The organism is Pseudoduganella sp. jia 9 (assembly GCF_055502615.1).
On the sequence record NZ_JBUPWE010000004.1, the window covers coordinates 338405 to 358847 of the forward strand.

The window sequence follows — 20443 nt, forward strand, 5'->3', positions numbered from 1 at the left end:
TGTAGGCGTTCAGGTGGCCAATGCTTCAGTTGGCCAGTGCATCGAGCACGGCGTCCAGGTCGTCGGCGGGCGCCCTGTCGGGTTCGGGCGCCCGTGCGGGGACCGGCGCGGCATCCGCCGCAGGATCGGCCAGCGTGGCCACGGCGGCCAGCTCGGCCACCGTCTGGTGCTCGAACAGCTGGTTCGGCTTCAGCAGAACGCCATGCTTGCGGGCGTGCGATACCACCTGGATGCCGATTACCGAATCGATGCCCAGGTCGAAGAAGTTGTCGTGGATGCCCACCGGCGTGATGCCCAGCGCCCCTTCGATGATCGCCACCAGCACTTCCTCGGTCGGATTGGTGGGCGGCGCCGCGATCACATCCTCGCGCACCACCTTCTTTTTCTCCGTCGCGGCGGGCGGCGCGATGCGTTCGGCGCGCAGCTTGCGCAGCAGCGCATCGACCGGGTGCGGATTGACGATCCAGTGGCCGCCGTGCTTCAGCGCCAGGGCACGGGCGAACAGCGCGCGCCCTTCCTGCGGCGAGATCGAACCGTCGTCCACCGCCGGCGCAGCGCCGGCAGGCTTGCCGGCAAGCCCGCCGAGCGCCCCAGCCGGAACGCGGCGCAGCTGGAAGTCCGCCACCTCGGCCAGTACCGTGCCGTCCGGCGCGTACAGGGCGATGTCGAAGCGGATCGTGTCGCGGTCCTCGGACATGTCGCCGAAGCGCACATGGCTGTACAGGTGCGTGCCGAGCCGGCCATGCACCTTCAGCGCGCCGTAGGTGAACGGCAGGTACTCGTCTTCCAGCCCCAGGTCCAGCCGCGCCAGCAGGTGGCCGGTGATCGGGCCGGTGGCCATGTCCAGCAAGGCCGGGTGCAGGCCCAGCGGGCCATCGTCCGCCACGCCGTCCGGCAGGGCCAGCTCGCCCAGCAGTTGCCGGGCGCCGAGGCGGATGCGGCGCACCACCTGCCAGTGGCGTCCCAGCTCCAGGAAACCGTCCTCGCCCACCATGGCCGCGGCGCCGCCGGGGAAGTCCAGCACTTCGCCGCGGCACTCCTCGGCAATCGCCGCCAGGTCGGCGCGCGGGGCGGCGCAAGCACCGCCGGCCACGCTGGCCGACAGCACCGGGCTGTCGCCCTCCCTCACCTCGACCGCATAGCCGCCGGCAAGCGGCTGGAGCAATACCTCGACCGTGACCAGCCGGGCGGCCGGTACGAACAGCGGGCGGTAGAAGAACACGTCGGACAAGGTGCACGGATCGCCGGTGCCGGCCGCTTCCTGCCATGCGGCGCGCACCATCTCGATCAGCGCGGTGCCCGGCATCACGGGTTCGCCGTGGATGCGGTGATCCTGCAAGACCCAGTGATCCTTGGCACGCAGGTGCGCGGTGAAGCGCAACGTTCCAGCGTCTTCGGCACGGCTGAACAGATACGGGTGGGCCAGCGTACGGCCGGCCGGCAGCGCCGGGGCGGATGCGGTGTGCCCCATCGCCACCGCCATGCCCACTTCGCGCCAGCCGCCGTAGGCCAGCGACAGCGTGCGCCGGCCGCGTGCGCTGCGGCTGCGGGCAAACGCATCGAGGAAGGCGTTGGCCGCCGCGTAGTCGGCCTGCCCCACTCCGCCGATGGTGCCGAACAGCGACGACACGGCCACGAAGAAATCGAGCGGCTGGCCGGCCAGCGCCTGCTCCAGCGCCAGCGCGCCCAGCACCTTCGGCGCCAGCACGGCATCGGCCTGCGCGCGGGTCTTCAGCGCCATCACGCCGGCACCGGCGATGCCGGCGGCGTGGACCACGCCGCGCACCGGCGGCATGACTGCCTGCACGCGTTCGACCATGGCCCGCACGGCCGCCGGCTCGGTGATGTCGCAACGCTCGGTCGCGACCCGGGCGCCGCGCGCCGCCAAGCGCTGCAAGCGGCGGATCCGCTCGCGGCCGGCCGCATCGTCCGGGTGCGCCGCCAGCCACGCATTCCACTCCGCCTGCGGCGGCAGCGTGTTGCGGCCCACCAGCACCAGGTGGCGCGCGCCGCGCTCGACCAGCACGTCGGCGAATTCCAGGCCCAGGCCGCCCAGGCCGCCGCTGACGAGGTATGTCGCATCCGCCAGCAGCGCGGCCGGCACCGCCGGTTCCGGCACCGTCATCGCCTCGACGTGCGCCAGCCAGCGCGCGCCAGCCCGTTCGGCCACGAACTGGTCGGCCGGGCCGGCCGGCGCATGCGGTTCCGCCTGCAGGCGCGCCAGTTCGTCGAGCACCAGCCGCCCGACGCCGTTATGGCCCGCCGGCACGTCCAGCACGCGGCTGGCCATGCCGCGGTGTTCGTAACCGATCGCCAGGTGCGCGCCCAGCATGGCCGCCTTGACGGCATCGACCGCCTCGCCCGGCTGCACGTCGAACACTTCGCTGGCCACCGACAGCAGCGGTAGCCGCGTACCGGCGTCGTCGGCAAACGCCTGCGTCAGCGCCAGCAGCGTGTGGAATCCCAGGTCCAGCGTGGCGCCGCTGTTGGCGACGGTATCGCCGCCGCTGGCCGGCAGCAGCCAGGCATGGACAATGGCGTCCGGCCGGCCGGCATGCCGCGCCAGTTCTTCCCAGTCGGCCGCCTGGCCCGGGCGTACCCAGTACGCGTGTTCGTCCAGCACGCCGAAGGCAGGACCCGGCTCGGCGCAGGCCACGGTGGCGCCGGCGCCGCGCAGGGCGGCCGCCAGCGCATCGCCCTGCCCGTCGTCGTGCGCCAGCAGCAGAACCTTGCGGCCGGCCAGTGCTGGTACGGCTTCCAGCCAGGGCTGCCGGCGCCACGACGCCGCATGGAACCAGTCGCCCATGTCGGCGCTGCGGCGCAGGCCCGCGTCGGCCAGCCCGTCCGGTGCCGGCGGCGGCTCGACCCAATGGCGTTCGCGCGCGAACGGATAGGTGGGCAGCGGAATCCGGCGGCCCAGGTTATACGCATCCACGCCGGCGTAGTCGAGCGCGTGGCCGGCGGCCCACAGGTTGCCCAGCGCGGCCATCAGGAAGCGGTCGCCCGCCAGCGCATCCTGCGGGTGGCGCAGCAGCGGCACGGCCACCGCCGCCGGCCGGCCGGCGCTCTTGCCCCCGGCAGTGCCGGCGATATGCCGCACGAAGGTGCTCAGCACGCCCGCCGGGCCGGCTTCGACGAAGAAGCCGCAGCCGTCGGCCAGCAGCGTTTCCACGCCGGCCTGGAACAGCACCGGCGACAGCAGGTGGCGCACCCAGTAATCGGGATCGGTGGCCTCGGCGGCCGTCAGCCAGGTGCCGGTGACGTTCGACACGACGGGAATCGCCGGTGCCTGCGGCACGGCGGCGGCAACGGCGGCGCGGAACTCGGCGGCCAGGGGACGCATCATCGCCGAGTGGAAGGCATGCGACGTCTGCAGCCTGCGGCAGCCGGTGCCCGACGCTTCCAGTGCGGCCGCCAGCGCGTCGATCGCCGCCAGCGGGCCGGAAACGACGCTGGCGCGCGAGCTGTTGACGGCGGCCAGTTCGATGCCTTCGCCCAGATGGGCACGCGCCTCGGCTTCGCCGCCGCCGATCGACAGCATGCCGCCGGCCGGCATCGCCTGCATCAGGCGCCCGCGCAGCGCCACCAGGCGCAGTGCATCGTCCAGCGTGAACACGCCGGCCATGGTCGCGGCCACGTACTCGCCCAGGCTGTGGCCCAGCAGCGCGGCCGGTTCGATCTTCCATGCCCGCAGCTGCATTGCCAGTGCATATTCGACGGTAAACAGCGCCGGTTGTGCATAACGCGTTTCTCGCAGCTGCGCGCTGTCCGCTTCGGTGGGTGCCTGCGCCAGCAGCAGCCGCGCCAGGTCGGTATCCACGTGGCGGGCCAGCGTGGCGCAGCAGGCATCGAAGGTTTCGCTGAAGACCGTGAACTGCCCGTGCAGCTCGCGCGCCATGCCGGCGTACTGCGAGCCCTGGCCCGTGAACAGCAGCGCCAGCTTTTTCGCCGCCGGCAGCGCCGGCGTCTTGCCGGGTTCCTGCGCCAAGGCGTCGAGGCTGCCGATCAGCTCAGCCTTGTCGCGCGCCACCACGGCGCCGCGCAGGTCGAATGCGCGGCGGCCTTCCTGCAGCGTGAATGCCACATCGTCCAGGTCCGTTTCCGGATGGCGTTCGAGGAAGCGGGCCAGCTGGCCGGCGGCGCGGCCCAGCGCGCCAGGCGTTTTCGCCGACAGCGGGAAGATGCGCAGCTTGTCGCCCGACACGGTGGGCTTGGTGATCGGTGGCTCTTCCAGGATCAGGTGGGCATTGGTGCCGCCGATGCCGAAGGAACTGACCGCCGCGATCCGCTTGGCACCGGGCGCCGTGCGCCATTCGTTCAGGCGCTCGTTGACGAAGAACGGCGTGGCCGGAAAATCGATGCGCGGGTTCGGCGTATCGAAATGCAGGCTCGGGGGCAGCACGCCGGAGCGCGCCGCCAGCGCCGCCTTGATCACGCCGGCCACGCCGGCGGCCGGCGCCAGGTGGCCCACATTGGTTTTCACGGAGCCGATCGCGCAGTAGCCGGTGCGGTCGGTGTGGGCCCGGAACGCGCGCGTCAATGCCGTGATCTCGATCGGATCGCCCAGCGCCGTACCGGTGCCGTGCGCCTCGATGTAGCCGATGTCGGCCGGGCTGGTGCCGGCCGCCTTCAGCGCGCGGGTGATCGCATCCACCTGGCCATCGATGCCGGGCGCGGTATAGCCGGCCTTGTGCGCGCCGTCGTTCGTGACGGCCGAGCCGCGGATCACCGCATAGATATTGTCGTCGTCGGCCTCGGCATCCTCCAGGCGTTTCAGGACGATGACGCCGACCCCGCCTTCCGAGAACACCGTGCCCTTGGCGCCCGCGTCGAAGGCGCGGATGCGGCCGTCGTCCGAATTGAGGCTGCCTTCGGTGTAGTTGTAGCCGTGGCCGGCCGGCACCGTTGCCATCGAACCGCCGGCCAGCGACAGGTCGCATTCGCCGGCGCGCAGCGCCTGGCAGGCCATGTGAATCGCCACCAGCGACGTCGAGCACGCGGTCTGCACGGTCACCGAAGGGCCGGTGAGGTTCAGTTTGTAGGCGACCCGGTTGCTCAGGTAATCGGGCTCGTTGCCGATGCCGGCGATCAGGTCGCGGTCCGAGGCACAGACGATCTCGCGGTTGGCATACACATTGTTGAGGAAGTAGCGCGACAGGCCGGTGCCGGCATACACGGCGGCCACGCCGCGGTAGCCGTCCGGCGCGTAGCCGGCATCTTCCATCGCCGCCCACGAGGCTTCCAGGAACAGCCGTTGCTGCGGATCGATCAGCTCGGCCTCGCTGGGCGAGTAGCCGAAGAAGCCGGCATCGAACTTGTCGACGTCGGGCAGGTGGTAGCCGGCACCGACCCATGTGCCGGCGCCGACCTGGCGTTCGACGAACGGTGCCGTCAGGTAGTCGTGCGCGTCGATGCCGGCGCGGATTTCTTCCGGCGTGAAGTGGCGCAGCGCGCTGCGGCTCTCGCACAGCATGTTCCAGAAGCTTTCCACGTCGGGCGCGCCCGGAAAGCGGCCGCTGATGCCGATGATGGCGATCTTGCCCGACGAGACTCGATTCTCTTTCATGTGATTCCCCTGAATGTGGTTCATTGAGCCCGGCGGCGGCGGCCGCGCGGAGCGCTGTCGTTGGTTTTTGCGTTGGCGTTTGCGTTGATTCCCGCGCTGGCGGCCGGTGCGGCGTCGCCTTCCACGTGCCGTACCAGGTCGCCAATGGTCGGGTGGCCGAAGAACATGTCGAGCAGGCTCGTTTCGCGCGGCAGGCGCGGCTGCAGCCGCGTGTGGATGCGGATCATGTCCACCGAGGTGCCGCCGAGGTCGAAGAAGTTGTCGTCCGGGCCGACCTGCGCCACGCCGAGCACCTCGGCCCACAACGCGCAGATCTCCGCGGCCAGCGGGCCGGCATGCGTGGCATTCCCCGGGCGCCCGGCACGCTGCGCCGGTTTCGCCACCGGTTCGGGCAGGGCCTTGCGGTCCACCTTGCCGTTGGCCGACAGCGGCAGCGATTCGAGCCGCACGAAGTGGCGCGGCACCATGTATTCCGGCAGGCGGCGCGCCAGGTGGGCGCGCAGGCCGTCCTCGAACGCGGCCTTCGACAACGGCGCCTCGGTGTCGGGTGCTTCCTCGCCCGGCAGGCCGCCCGCCAGCATGTGCAGGTACATTGCATCGGCGCCGAGCGCGAACGGATCGCCGGCCCGTTCGGCATCGAAGCCGCCCAGCTGCACGAGGCCCAGGCCGGCCGCGGCGGCGGCGTCTTCCAGCAGGTGGCTGATGGCGCCCGCCTCCAGCAGGCACAGGGTGGCTGCCGCGGCGCCGTACTGCGGCTCGATCGCCTGCCGCGAGCCGACCAGGAACAGGCGGAATGCGGCGGCGGCGGCGACCGGCTGGTTGCGCCGCGGGTAGAGATCCAGGCCCGGCCCCATGTCCAGCGCAACGCCGGTCGCCACCCGTTGCAGCGCGTTGCGCACCGGGTGGTAGTAGTACATGCCGGGTTCGATCCCTTCGACGCGGCTGACGTGCAGGTACAGCTGCACCGGGTACAGGCCGCCGGCCGACGCATAGCGGTAGCGGGGCATGCCGTCCGCGCCGCCCTGGCGCAGCGGTTCGAGCAGGCGGGCCAGCGCGGCGGGCGGCACCACGTCCGCCGCGAACACCCGCGTGGAACGCCGCGCGATGCGCTGCGGCGCCAGGCCGCCAAGCGCCGTCTCGACACCGTGCAGGCGGCGCAGGCCGGGTTGCGACAGCACGCCATGCAGCTTGCCGGTACTGCCGGCGTCATCGCGCAGGTAATAGCCGACCAGCTGCCCGGACTTTCCGGCGCCCACATTGGCGACCGCCGTCTGCACGCCCGGGCAGGCGTTCATCGCGCTTTCGATCTCGCCCAGCTCGACCCGGTAGCCGTTGACCTTCACCTGGAAATCGATGCGGCCGAGGATTTCCAGCGTGCCGTCCGGCAGCCAGCGTCCCAGGTCGCCGGTACGGTACAGCCGCGCACCGCTGTGCGGGCAATGGACGAAGGCCTGCGCGGTGCGCTCGCCATCTTTCCAGTAGCCGATGGCCACGCCGATGCCTCCGATGCACAGTTCGCCGGGCACGCCGACCGGGCAGTGGTCCAGGTTCGCATCGCGCACATGGAAGCTCTGGTTGACCATCGGCCGGCCGTACGGAATGCTGCGCCAGGCCGGGTCGACTTCCTCGACCGGATGAAGGATCGACCAGATCGACGCCTCCGTCGCGCCGCCCAGGCTGTAAATGGCCGCGTTGGGGCACCAGGTGCGCAGTTGCGTGGGCAGCGCCAGCGAGATCCAGTCGCCGCTCATCATCGCCACGCGCAGGCGCAGGTCGGGCCGCTCGGCCACGTCGCGCAGGTAGCCGACGTACAGGTCGAGCAGTGCCGGCACCGTGTTCCACAGCGTGACGCCGTGGCGCGACATGATCCCGGCCCAGTGCGCCGGCTCGCGCGCATGGCCGGCGGCCGGCAGCACCAGCGCGCCGCCGGCGCCCAGCACGCCGAAGATGTCCCACACCGACAGGTCGAAGTTCAGTGCCGACAGGCCCAGCACGCGGTCGTCCGCGCCCACCTGCATCCGCTCGTTGACATCGGCGCAGGTGTTCAGCGCGCCGCGGTGGTCGATGGCCACGCCCTTCGGCGTACCGGTCGAGCCGGACGTGTAGATCACGTACGCCAGGTCGGCCGGCGCGCGCAGCGTCGGCAGCGGCCGCGGCGTGACGGGTGCCAGCGTGTCCAGCTCGATGACCGGGCAGCCGGTAATGGAACGCTGGCGCAGCGTGGCCGCATCGGTGACGACGGCCGCCGCGCCGGACAGGCGCAGCACCTCGTCGATGCGTTCCTGCGGCAGGCCCGGCTCGATCGGCAGGTAGGCCGTGCCCGCTTCCAGGATGCCCAGCACGGCGACCACCTGGGCAGCCGATTTCGGCAGCATCACCGCCACCAGCGCGCCGGTCGGCACTTCGCGGGCGCACAGCGCATGGGCCAGCGCATTGGCTTCGCGGTACAGCGCGCCGAACGTCAGCGTGCGTTCGCCATCGGCCACGGCCAGGCTGTCCGGCCGCGCACGGCACTGCGCCAGCAGCGGCTCGTGCAGCAGCCCGGCCGGCACTGGCGCCGCCGTGGCGTTGCTGCGCGCCATCAGTGCGTGCTGGGCGGCCGGCACCAGGTCGAGCCGCGCATCGTGCCACGCGGTACCGTCGCGGGCCAGGCGTTGCAGCAGGCCGGTGAACGCATCGAACATCGCGTCGACGAAGCCGTGCTGGAACAGTTCGTCGACACTGTCCCAGTCGATGGCGAGTTCGCCGCCGTATTCGCCGGCCTGGCAATCGAGCCACACCTGCGGCGTCTGCGTGACGGCGTAGGCGGTATGGCCCAGCCAGTCCAGCGGCACCTCTTCCGCCTCGCCCTGGCCGTTGCCGTTGCCATTGCCGTTGCCATTGAGCGCCCCGGTAAACACCACCGGCATCATCACCGAGCCGGCGCCGCGCCGGCGTTCCGTGAGCTCGCGCAGCACGCGCACGCCGCTGACGGCACGGTGGTCGAGGTCCTGCCACAGTTGCCGCTGCACGCCCAGCGCGATGTCGGCAAAGGGGCGCGGCGTCGACAGGTCGAGCGCCAGCAGCGTGACCGTGGTGAAATCGCCGACCAGGCGGTCGACGTCGGGGTGGAACGGCAGCCGGTTGAACAGGGTGAGGTTCAGGGTGAAGCGCGGCGACTGCGACCAGCGCCGCACCACGCAGGCATAGATCGACAGCAGCAGCGCGGCCGGCGTGATGCGCAGCGCGCCGGCGCGTTTCTTCAGCGATTCCCAGTCGGCCCGCGGCAGGCGCAGGCTGCGGTGCGTGAACTTCGGCGCGGCGATCGATTCCGGGCTGCGCGCCAGCGGGAACTCCGGCGACGGCGGCAGGTCGTCGAGCCGGTTGCGCCAGTAGTGCAGCGATTCCTGGAACGCGGGCGTGCCTTCCATCTGGCGCAGTCCCGCTTCGTAGTCGGCAAACGAGAACGCCAGCGGCGCCAGTTCGCCGTCCGGGTGATCGTGGTAGTACTGCCAGTCGGCGCTGATCAGGTCGAAGCTGTGCGCATCCAGGATCAGCACGTCGAGCGACAGGTGCAGCCGCAGCACGCCATCCGGCAGCCGGCTGGCGCGGATCTCGAACAGCGGCCACACGTCGGCCGGCAGTACCTGGTGCGACAGTTCTTCGCGCAGCGCGGCCAGCCGTTCGCCGCGTTCCGCCGCCGGCAGCGCCGCCAGGTCTTCGACCCTGAAGCGGTAGTACGGCACGTCGGCCAGGATGCGCTGGTTGCCGTCCGACTGCATCACGGCGCGCAGCATGTCGTGCCGGGCGATGACGCGGTTGAACGCGCATTCCAGCCGCTGCAGGTCCGCGCCATGCGCCTCGACCTCCAGGTAGCCATGGGCGGACACGTTGCCCATCGCGAAACTGCCCTGCCGGCCGACCCAGTAGGCCTGCTGGATTTCCGTCAGCGGGAAGGGCTTGCGGCGCCGGCTGGCATCCGGCGCCAGTTGCGGCACGCCGTGCCCGCGCGACACCCCCTCGCGCCGCTCGCGCACGCGGGCCAGCAGCGCTTCGGTCTGCGTCCGGGACAGGCCGGCGATCTTGTCGATGATATCCATGTGCTTCTCCTTACAGCGCGGAATGGGTGGACACTTCGGCCACCAGTTCATGCAGGTCGCCGACGCCATCGGCCAACGCGGCCAGCAGGGTTTGCGACAGTTCGGCCACGGTCGGCCGCGTCATCAGGTCGGACAGGCGCAGCGCCGCGTGCCAGTGCTCGTTCACGTCGAACAGCAGCCGCGTGGCCAGCAGCGAGTGGCCGCCCAGCGCGAAGAAGTCGCCGTCGATGCCGACCGCTTCGGGGGCCAGGCCCAAGTGGCGGGCAAAGCGCTGTACCAGGTCGTCTTCGACGGCGTTGCGCGGTGCCTGGCGGTTTTCGCCGGGCGCCTCGCCAGAAGCCGATGCGGCCAGTCCGGCCAGCGCGCGCCGGTCGGTCTTGCCGTTCGGCGTCAGCGGCAGTTGCGCCAGCCGGTGGAAGGACGCCGGCACCATCCAGCGCGGCAGGCGGCCGGCCAGCGCGGTGCGGATGGTGTCGCCAAGGTCATCCGGGCTGGCCCCGGCGCTGTAGAACGCCGCCAGCCGGGCCGGTTCGCCATACGCCACGACGGCGCCCGCATCGACGCCGGGCACGGCACGCAGCGCCGCATCGATGGCGCCCAGTTCCACGCGGTGGCCGCGGATCTTCAGCTGGTCGTCGCGGCGGCCCAGGTATTCCACGGTGCCGTCGGGCAGCAGCCGGCCCAGGTCGCCGGTGCGGTACATGCGGCTGCCGGCGATGCCGGACAGCGGATCGGGCATGAAGCGCTCGGCGGTCATGCCGGGGCGGCCCAGATAGCCGCGCGCCAGGCCGTTGCCGGCCAGGCAGATCTCGCCCTGGGCGCCGGCGGGTACCGGTTGCAGCCCGCCATCGAGCAAAGGATCGAGCAAATACAGCCGGGTGCCCGGCAGCGGCCGGCCGATCGTCACGTTGCCGCCCTCGCCCGGGGCCAGGCGCAGCCACGTGGAATACGTGGTGTCCTCGGTCGGGCCATACAGGTTGCAGACGGTCAGTTGTGGCCACAGCGCGCGCAGCTGGTCGACCAGCACCTGCGGCAGCGCTTCGCCGGCCAGGTTCATCACGCGCACGGCCGGCGGCAAGCACTGCTGGCGGGCCAGTTCGGCGGCGGCGCTGGGCACGGTATTCACCAGCGTCACGTCGGCGAAATCGCCTTCCTGCGTCAGCGCCAGCACGTTGTCGACCAGGACAACCTTGCCGCCGTGCGCCAGCGGCAGGAACAGCTCGAACACGGACAGGTCGAAGCACACCGACGTCGAGGCCAGCATGCCGGCCCGTTCCTCGGCCGTGAATTCGGCGGCGGCCCAGTCCAGGAAGGTGCACACGGTGCGGTGCTCGATCGCCACGCCTTTCGGTTCACCGGTGGAGCCGGACGTGAAGATCACGTATGCCAGCTGGTGCGGCGACACGTCGAGCGCAGGCGCTTCTTCCGGGCAGCCCGCCAGCGCGGCATCGTCGAGGATGAAGCGCGGGCATGCGCCCAGCGCCACGCCGCCGGTACCGTCCGCGGTGATCACCAGCGCCGCGCCGGACAGGCGCAGCACGGTGTCGATGTACGCCGCCGGGTAAGCCGGGTCGACCGGCACCCAGGCCGCGCCGGCCTTCAGCACGGCCAGCAGCGCCACCGGCAGGTCCGCCGTGCGCGGCAGGCACACGGCGACGCGGTCCTCCGCCCCGATGCCGCGCGCCAGCAGCGCATGGGCCAGCCGGTTGGCGCGCGCATCCAGTTCACCGAACGTCAGGGTTTCGCTTGCGCAGCGCAGCGCCACCGCCTCGGGTGCGCGCGCGGCCTGCGCTTCGACCAGGCGGTGCAGGCAGCCTTCGTTTACCGCCACCGCCGGTTGCGCTGCGATCGCTTCGCGTTCCTCGGGCAGCAGCACATCGAAGGCAGCCAGCGGCTGTTGAGGCGCGGCGGCGATCCGTTCCAGCAGGCCGGCATAGCGGCGCAGCATGGCCTGCGCGGTGGTGTCGTCGAACAGCGCCGACGAATACGTCAGCACCAGTTCGATGCCGTCGGCGGCCAGCAGCGCATCCAGCGTCAGTTCGTACTTCGTGTGCGTGGCGGGCGGCACCATGGTTTGCGTCCTGACGCCGGCGCCCTGCCAGGCATCGTGCGCCTCGCAGTTGAACAGCACCTGCACCAGGGCGGGACGGGCCGGATCTCGCTCCAGGCCGGCGGCACGCACCATGTCGGCGAACGGGAATGCGCGGTGCGACAGCGCATCGGCCACCTCGGTGCGCACGGTGCGCAGGAAATCGGTGAACGGCTGTTCCGGCACCACGCCGGCAGTCAACGGCAGCACATTGACGGCGAAGCCGACATACGACTCGGCCGCGCCGGCCGGATGCACCGACACCGGCACGCCGATGACGAAGCTTGCCGCGCCGCTCAGCCGGGCCAGCAGCAGGCGCCAGGCGGCGTTCAGCGTCATGAACGGCGTGGCCTGGGCGGCGGCACCCAGCTTGCGCACGGCATCCAGCATCGCCGCCGGCAGCCGCAGCGTGACGCGGCCCGCCTCGAAGCGCTGCACGGCGGGCAGCGGGCGATCCGTCGGCAGTTCCGGCGCCGGCGGAACCTGCGCCAGCCGTTCGCGCCAGTATGCGGCGGCGGCCGGGTCGATCTCGTCCAGTTGATGGCAGGCCGCCGCCACCGGCAGCACCGGCTTCAGTGCGGCCGTGCCGCCGTCCTTCAGCGCGCCATACAGCGCCCACAGCTCGCCGGCCAGCCGGCCGAACGACATGCCGTCGATGACCAGGTGGTGCGCCAGCAGGTACAGCCAGGCCTCGCCGGCCGGCAGGCGCAGCAGCCAGGCGCCGGCCAGCGGGCCGCGGCGCGGATCGAGCGGCGTGCGCTGGCGCACGGCGATCCAGTCGCGCGCACGGCCCTTCGCGCCATCGCCCAACATCGAAAAGTCAACTTGCTGAAGGGCGTCCTGCTGCGTGGTCACGGACGCATCGGCAGGGATGACGAAACCGTCGCCCTGCCCGGCCACCTGGGCACGCAGCAGCGGGTGGCGCGCCGCGGCCGCGGCCCATGCCTGCGCCAGTACGTCGGCATCGAGCTCGCCCGTCACACAGAACAGCGCGCCCTCGTTGTAGGCCGGTGCGATCTGCTCGCCCAGTTCCAGGTGGACGAGGATCTGGCGCTGCGCATCCGACATGGGCAGCAGCAGGTCACGCGCTGGCAGGGCCCTCAGCACGGCCTGCCCGGCCGAGAGGATCAGGGTTTCCGGCTGCATGAAGCCGGCGGCGGCGAGGCGCTCGTGCCAGCGCTCCGGCGCCAGCAGCGCGTGCGCGGGCCGCACGTCGGTGTCCTGGCGCTGCCACCAGCCTTCGGTAATGCCGAAGACGAGGTCCAGCCACGCATGCGGATGGGTGCATTCCTGCAGCAGCAGCGTGCCGCCATCGTCCAGCAGCGTATCCAGGTTGGCCAGCGTGGCGGCCACGTCGGGCGTGGCGTGAACCACGTTGGCGGCAATGACCACGTCGAACCTGCCGCCGATCTTCTGTTCCGCCGCGGAACGGGTGACGTCGAAGCGCCGGTACGTGACACGGCGGTCCGCCAGCTCGCGTTCGGCGCGGGCCAGGAAGGCCGGTGAGACGTCGGTGAACCAGTATTCGCTGCCGCCGCCAAGGCCGGCCAGCAGCTGGCGCGCCACGGTACCGGTGCCGGCGCCGGCTTCCAGGATGCGCAGCGGACGGCCGGCGGCACGTTCGCATTCCAGTACGGCCTGGACCAGGCGCTCGTTGGCGGCGGCGGCCCCCGGCGCTTCCGCATACAGGCGCGCCAGCCACTCGAAACCTTCGCCGCGGAACAGCACGTCGACCGCCTCGCGGCGGCCGGCCAGCACGTCCGGCAAGGCCTCTGCGCAGCGGGCCGCCAGCGCGGCAATGGCATGCGGCAGCCGTTCCGACAGCACGGCGCGGCGCTGCGGCAGCGTGGCGGCCAGCCGGCGCAGCGCGTCGCCGCGGGCCGTACCCAGGTGTTCCAGCATGCGGTTCAGCAGCCTGGCATGGGCCGGTGCCACCGGGGCCGCCGCATCCTCGCGCCAGCCCAGCCTGGCGAGGGCATCGGCAAAGGCGGCCAGCGCGAAATCGTCCAGCGCCAGCGCCGCCTCCTGCGGTGCCGCCCCGGCTTTCGCCGCGACGATGCCACCGCCGCCTCCCTCCGCCGGGAAGAAGCCGCCGGCGCGCATCGCATTGGCGCTGTCGATGGCGGCGGCGACGATGCGTTCGATGTCGGCATCGTCGTGCGCGGTGGTCAGGAAGCAGGTATGGCCTTCCCAGATGTACACGCCGCGCAGGGTCATGTGATAGAAGAACAGGTTGGCTTCGAGCGGCTGGAACTCGACGCTGAAATTGTTGAAGAACACGAAGCGCAGCAGCGAGCCGGCGTGATCGACATGGATCGGGAACCCGGCGGCGGCGTAGTGCGCGTTCAGGCGTGCCGCCAGCTGAGCGGTGCGGCCGTTCAGCGTGCGGTACAGCTCTTCGCCTTCGGCCTCGATGCGTTCCAGCACGGCGATGCACGACGCCATCGTCAGCGGATGCGCCGAGAACGTGCCGGCAAAGAAGGTGTGCGGCTGGCGCGGCGCGGAATCGTCGCCGTAGCGCCAGGCGCCGCCGTCGATCGCATCCATGAAGCGCGCGCGGCCCGCAACGATCCCGACCGGCATGCCGCCGCCGGCCACCTTGCCGTACGTGGCGATATCGGCCTGCACGCCATACCAGGCCTGGGCACCGCCGGCGTGCAGCCGGAAGCCGGTGATGATCTCGTCGAACATCAGCGCGCAGCCGGCTTCGTCGGCGATGCCGCGCAGCGCCTGCAGGAACGCCTTCGGCTGCAGGCCGGGCCGGCGGCTCTGCACCGGCTCGGCGATGATGGCGGCCACGTGCGGCGCCAGTTCGCGGATCGTTTGCAGCGATGCTTCGGTGCCCCACTCCAGCATCACCACTTCGCGCGCGCTCGACGCCGGCACGCCTGGCGCGCCGGGCTGGCCTTCCGGGCCGTTGCGGCCGGCGCTGGCCAGCGTGGCATCGGCATGGCCGTGGTAGGAGCCGGTGAAGCGGATGATGCGGGTACGGCCCGTCACGGCGCGTGCCAGCCGGATGGCCGTCATCACGGCTTCGGTGCCGGAGTTGGCGAAAGCCACGCGCTCGGCGCCGGTCAACCGCGCCACCAGGGCGGCGGCCCGGCCGGAGAGCGGCGACTTGGGTCCGACCTGGATGCCGTCCACCAGTTGCCGGCGCAGCGCATCGACGACCATCGGCGGGTTGTGGCCGAACAGGCAGGAACCGAAGGCCATCGTCAGGTCGACATAGTCGTTGCCGTCGATGTCGGTGACGTGGCTGCCCATGCCGCGGTCGACCACCAGCGGGTAGATCATTTCCTTGGTGGCGCGCTTGAAGCCCAGCGAGCTGCGGTAGTCGGCGAACACGGCGCGGTGCTGCTCGGCGTAGGCACGCGAGCCGGCCGTTTTCGCGGTATAGGCACGCGCCAGCTCGTCGATGTGGGCCTGCTTGCGGCTGTCGAGCGCCGGCGCGGCGGCCGGCTGCGGAGTGATCGGCTGAACGGCGGCCGGCTGGACGCGATTCGCCGGCACCGCAGACGGCGTGGCGGGAGGGGCCTGGCCGCCGGCTTGCGACAGCTGCAGCGCCATCACGTCGCGCAGCGTGGCCAGTTGCTGCTCGAACAGGCGGGACAGGTCGCCGAGACCGCCGACGGCCGGAAGCGCCGTGGCGGCGCTGGTTGCGGCGCTGGTTGCGGCGCTGGTTGCGGTGTCGGTGGCTGTGGCGGCTATGGCGGCGACCGGTGCAGCCGGTTCGGCGGCCGCCACCGGGGCATGCGGCGCCAGGTGCGCTGCCAGCCGTTCGATCGTGTCGAGCCCTTCGAACAGCGCGGGCAGTTCGACCCGCACGCCGAAGTGCGTTTCGATGCGGCCGCCGAATTCCGTCAGCACCAGCGAGTCGGCGCCGCTTTCGAGGAAGCTGCGGCGCTTGTCCACCGCGTCCGCCGGGCAGCGCAGCAGTTCGGCCAGCGTGGTACGGAGCCAGCCGGCGGTATCGGAACCGGTGGCCGGGCTTGCAGCCTGGTTTGCAGCCGGGCTTGCAGCCGGATCGGCGGCATGCATCGCCGCGGGCATGTGGGGAGCATTCATGACGGGAACCTCGAGACGGGAAATCCAGTGGGAAGCGAGATCGAACGGGTAAGCGGGCAGCGCGACGGCCGGGTCGGTTTCCGTGCCGACCAGCGCCGCCCAGTCTGGCCGCGCGCCGATGCAGTACAGCCGGCCCAGCGCCGCGGCCAGGCCGCCGGGCACGCACGACACCACGTCGGTACCCGGCGAGGCACCGCGCCGCAGCAGCCCGGCCAGTACCGCCTGCGGGGCGATTTCCAGCAGGACGTCGGTACCGTCCTCCTGGGCGGCGGCAACACAGTCGGCGAAGCGCACGGTGCGGCGCAGGTGGCCGGTCCAGTAGCCGCCGTCGACCTGCCCCAGCCGCGTGCCATGCTGGTTGCCGTACAGCGGGATCACGGGCGCGCGGTAGGCGATGCCGGCGGCCACGCGGCCGAATTCCTCCAGCACCGGGTCCATCAACGCGGAATGGAAGGCCGTTTCGACGTGCAGCGGCTGCACCGTGAAACCGGCGGCCTGCGCCGCCGCGCGGGCGGCATCCAGCGCCGGGGCCGGGCCGGTCAGCGTGACCACGCCGGGCGCATTGACTGCGGCCAGCTCGACGCCGGCCGGCAGGTGTGCCAGCCAGCTGTCGAGCAGGTCGGCCCGGCCGGTGACGGCCTGCATCGCGCCGCCGGTGCAGCGCGCCATCAGCCGGGCGCGCGTGGCGACCAGCAGCGCCGCGTCGTCCAGGTCGATGGCGCCGGCGATGCAGGCCGCCACGTATTCGCCCAGGCTGTGGCCGAACGCAGCGGACGGCTGGATGCCGGCGGCCATCAGCGTCCACGCCAGCGCGTACTCGCAGGCGAACAGCGCCGGCTGGGCAAACGCGGTCTGCGCCAGCGTTGCGTCATCCAGCGGCTTGCTGCCGTACAGGTGTTCCGTAACCGGAACGCCATGCTTGGCGAACGCGGCGGCGGCGGCATCGAACGCGTCGCGATAGGCCGGCACGTCGCGGTACAGTTCCGCGCCCATCGCGGCCTGCTGCCCGCCCTGGCCGCCGAACACGAAGGCGATGCGGGGCGCCGCGCGGCCCGTCACGTCGCCGCGCAGCAGGCCGGCGCCGCCTTCCAGCTGGGCGGCAAGATCCGCCGCATCGGTACCGATCGCCACCGCGCGGTGCGACAGCGCGGCGCGGCCGGTTGCGGCGGCGCGGGCCACGCGCTGCAATGCGGCCGGTTCTTCGCGCAGTTGCCGGGCATAGGCACGGCACAGCGCGCCCAGTGCCGTGCCCGATTCGGCGCCAACCGGCAGCACGGCAACGGCCAGGGAGCTGGCCGGCAATGGCACGGCGGCCGGTGCCATGCCATCGTGGCGCTCGAGGATCACGTGGGCATTGCTGCCGCCGAAGCCCATCGACGTAACGCCGACGTGGCGCAGCGGTGCGGCCAGCGGCTTGCCGTCGGCCAGTTGCAGGCGGCCGTCGGCACGGTCCAGCCTTGGATTGGGCCGTGCCAGCCCGGCGACGGGCGGCACCTGCTGGTGCCGCAGGCACAGCACGGCCTTGACGAAGCCGGCCAGGCCGGCCGCCGCTTCCAGGTGGCCGATATTGGCCTTCACGGTACCGACCAGGCACGGCGCACCGTTGCCGCCACGATCCGCGCCGACAACCGCGTTCAGCGCGTTCCACTCGATCGGATCGCCCAGCGCGGTGCCGGTGCCATGCGCTTCCACGTACTGCACGGCGGCGCCGTCGATGCCGGCGGCCTCCAGCGCGGCGCGCACCAGCTGCTGCTGGGCGTTGCCGTTCGGCGCCGTCAGGCCGAAGCTGCGGCCATCCTGGTTGACGGCGCTGCCGGCGATGCGGGCCAGGATGGGATTGCCGTACGCCTCGGCCACGTCGCGGCGGCGCAGCACGACGGTGGCCACGCCCTCGCCGCGCACATAGCCGTCGGCCGCCGCGTCGAAGCTGTGGCAGGCGCCGCTCGGCGACAGCATGCCGGCGCGGCGCAGCGTGGCCGACAGCCGCTCGTCGAGCAGCAGGTTGACGCCGGCCACGATGGCGGTATCGCACTCGCCATCCCGCAGGCTGCGCCAGGCCATGTGCAGCGCCACCAGCGACGACGAGCACGCGGTGTCGATGGCCACGCTGGGGCCGCGCAGGTCGAGGAAATACGACAGCCGGTTGGCGACGATGCTGTTGGCGCCGCCGGTGGCGGCATGGCTGCCTTCCGTTTCCTCCAGCACGCGCTGGCCGTATTCCTGGCCGCTGATGCCGACGAATACGCCGGTGCGGCTGCCGGCCAGCTGTTCGCGCGGAATACGCGCCGCTTCCAGCGCATGCCAGGCGCTCATCAGCAGCAGGCGCTGGCGCGGGTCCATGCGCGCCGCTTCGTGCGCGGCGAGGTGGAAGAATGGCGCATCGAAGCCGTCAATGTCGTCCAGCCAGCCGGCCTGGCCGGCGGCACCGAGCGCACCGCGCGCCGCCGATGGCGCGCCCACCGAGCGGCGGCCTTCCCGCAGCAATTGCCAGAACGACGGCAGGTCCGGCGCGCCGGGGAAGCGGCCATGCATGCCGACGACGACGATGCTGTCCCGCGCCGGAGCCGCCGGCGGCTGCGGTGCCGCCGGCATGGCCAGCGCGGCCAGGTGGCGGGCACAGGCCGCCGGCGTGGGATGGTCGAACAGCAGCGTGGTCGGCAGCGTCAGCTGGAACTGGCGTTCGAGCTCGCCGGACAGCCGTACCGCGTCGTTCGAATCGAGGCCCCAGTCGGCAAACGCGCGCTCGGGACGGATCGCCTCGACCGGCAGGCCGGCCAGCTCGGCCACACGCCCGCGCAGCCACGCCTCGATGCGGGCCGCGTCCGCCGACACCGGCGCTGCCGCGGTATCGCCGTGCTGCCGCGCCGCCAGCAGTGCCGGGCTGCGCCAGCCGGCTTTTTCTTCCAGCGTGCCGTCCAGGAACATCGCGCTGGTGGCACGCCGCTGCACCTTGCCGCTGGTGGTCTTCGGGATCGTGCCCTGACGGATGAGCGCGATACCGGCCACCTTCAGCTCGTGGCTGTCGGCGATGCCGCGGCGGATGGCCGTCAGCACTTCCTCGGTATCCCGCCCGGGGTTGAAACGGCGGTCGGTTTCCGCCACCACGCACAGCTGCTCCTCGCCGTCGACCGGTACCGCGAACGCGGCCGCGCCGGCCGGCCGCAGCAGCGGGTGCGCGCTGTCGACGGTATGCTCGATATCCTGCGGGTAGTGGTTGCGCCCGCGGATGATGATCACATCCTTCATGCGCCCGGCGATGACGACCTGCCCGCCGTGCAGGAAGCCCAGGTCGCCCGTGCGCATCCAGCGGCGGCCCATGTCGTCGCCGGATGCGTCGTCCGCCAGCACGCCGCCGAAGGTCTCTTCGGTGCGCTCCGGGTTTTCCCAGTAGCCGGCGCCGACGGCGGCGTTGCGCACCCAGATCTCGCCCACGCGGTCCGCCGCGCAATGCCGCCGGGTGGCGGGATCGACGATCGCCAGTTCGGTGTCGCCGATCGGGTAGCCGCTGCACGCCAGCCACGCGGTGCCCGGCCCGCCCCCGGTGCGCACTGCGACGCAGTGGCGTTCCAGCGCGCGGGCATCCACGAACAGGCCGCTGGGCTCCGGTTTTGCCGTCTTCAGGTGGCTGCCGGTGACGATGCAGCTGGCTTCGGCCAGGCCCCAGCTGGGATTGAACACGCCGGCATTGAAGCCCGCCTGCGCGAATTTTTCGGTGAAGGCGCGCATGGTTTCCATGCGCACCGGTTCGGCGCCGTTCAGCGCGCCCTGCCAGCACGACAGGTCGAGCTCCGCCAGTTCGCCGGCGGTGACGCTTTTCATCGCGAGATCGAAGGCGAAATTGGGGCCCATGGTGTGCGTGATGCGATAGCGACTGATGGCGCGCACCCAGCGCGACGGCTGCTGCACGAACGATGCGTTCGGCATGATGTAGCCGCGGATCGCCAGCCGGACCGGCGTCAGCAGGCCATAGATCAGGCCGAGGTCGTGGAACGGCGGCAGCCAGTTCAGCAGGCTCGAACCGGGGCCGTGCGCGCAGCCGCGGGCAAAGTAATCGGTGTTGGCCAGCAGGTTCGCGTGCGTCAGCATCACGCCTTTCGGCAGCGCGGTGGAACCGGACGTGTACTGCAGGAAGGCCACGCCTTGCGGGTCGATGTGCGGGCACTGCCATTCGGCGGCGCGTGCCATGTCGACTTCCTCGCTGGCGATCCAGGCCATGCCGCGCAGGGCCGGCATGGCGTCGAACGATTCGGCGGCCTTGTCGGCCAGCAGGCGCGTGGTCAGCACGGCGCGCGGCGCGGCCGATGCGGCGATGGCCAGCAGTTTTTCCAGCGTCTGCTGCAGGCGGGCCGGCCGCGGCGGCGGCAGCGGCACCGCGATCCGGCCGGCATACAGGCAGCCGAAGTAGGCGCTGGTGAATTCCATGCCCGGCAGGTACAGCAGCATCACGCGGTCGCCCGGCTGCGTGGTGTCGGCCAGCGCCTGGGCGATGGCGCGCGCTTCCCTGTCCAGCTGGGCGAAGGTGGCGGTGGCGGCAGCTTCCTCGCCGTCCCGCAGGTAAGTCAGGACCGGGAAATCCGGCAGCCGGGCGGCCTGCTGTCGCAGCAGGTCCACCAGGTTGCGCGGATTGAAGTCGTCATGCATGTT

3 protein-coding genes are annotated in these 20443 nt (G+C 71.7%); all 3 read right to left on the reverse strand.

What is annotated here, in order from left to right; all coding sequences use genetic code 11:
• Positions 1–25 precede the first annotated feature (25 nt).
• From ACY34H_RS06355 to ACY34H_RS06365, 3 genes are read right to left on the reverse strand one after another with little or no spacing between them, the layout of a single operon-like run.
• Positions 26–5566, reverse strand: a complete 5541-nt coding sequence (locus tag ACY34H_RS06355; protein WP_464976638.1) for a type I polyketide synthase — start codon at positions 5564–5566, stop codon at positions 26–28.
• 20 nt (positions 5567–5586) lie between these two features.
• Entirely contained in the window at positions 5587–9645 is a 4059-nt protein-coding gene (locus tag ACY34H_RS06360; protein WP_464976639.1) for an amino acid adenylation domain-containing protein, read from the reverse strand.
• 10 nt (positions 9646–9655) lie between these two features.
• Positions 9656–20440, reverse strand: a complete 10785-nt coding sequence (locus tag ACY34H_RS06365; protein WP_464976640.1) for an amino acid adenylation domain-containing protein — start codon at positions 20438–20440, stop codon at positions 9656–9658.
• Positions 20441–20443: the final 3 nt, after the last annotated feature.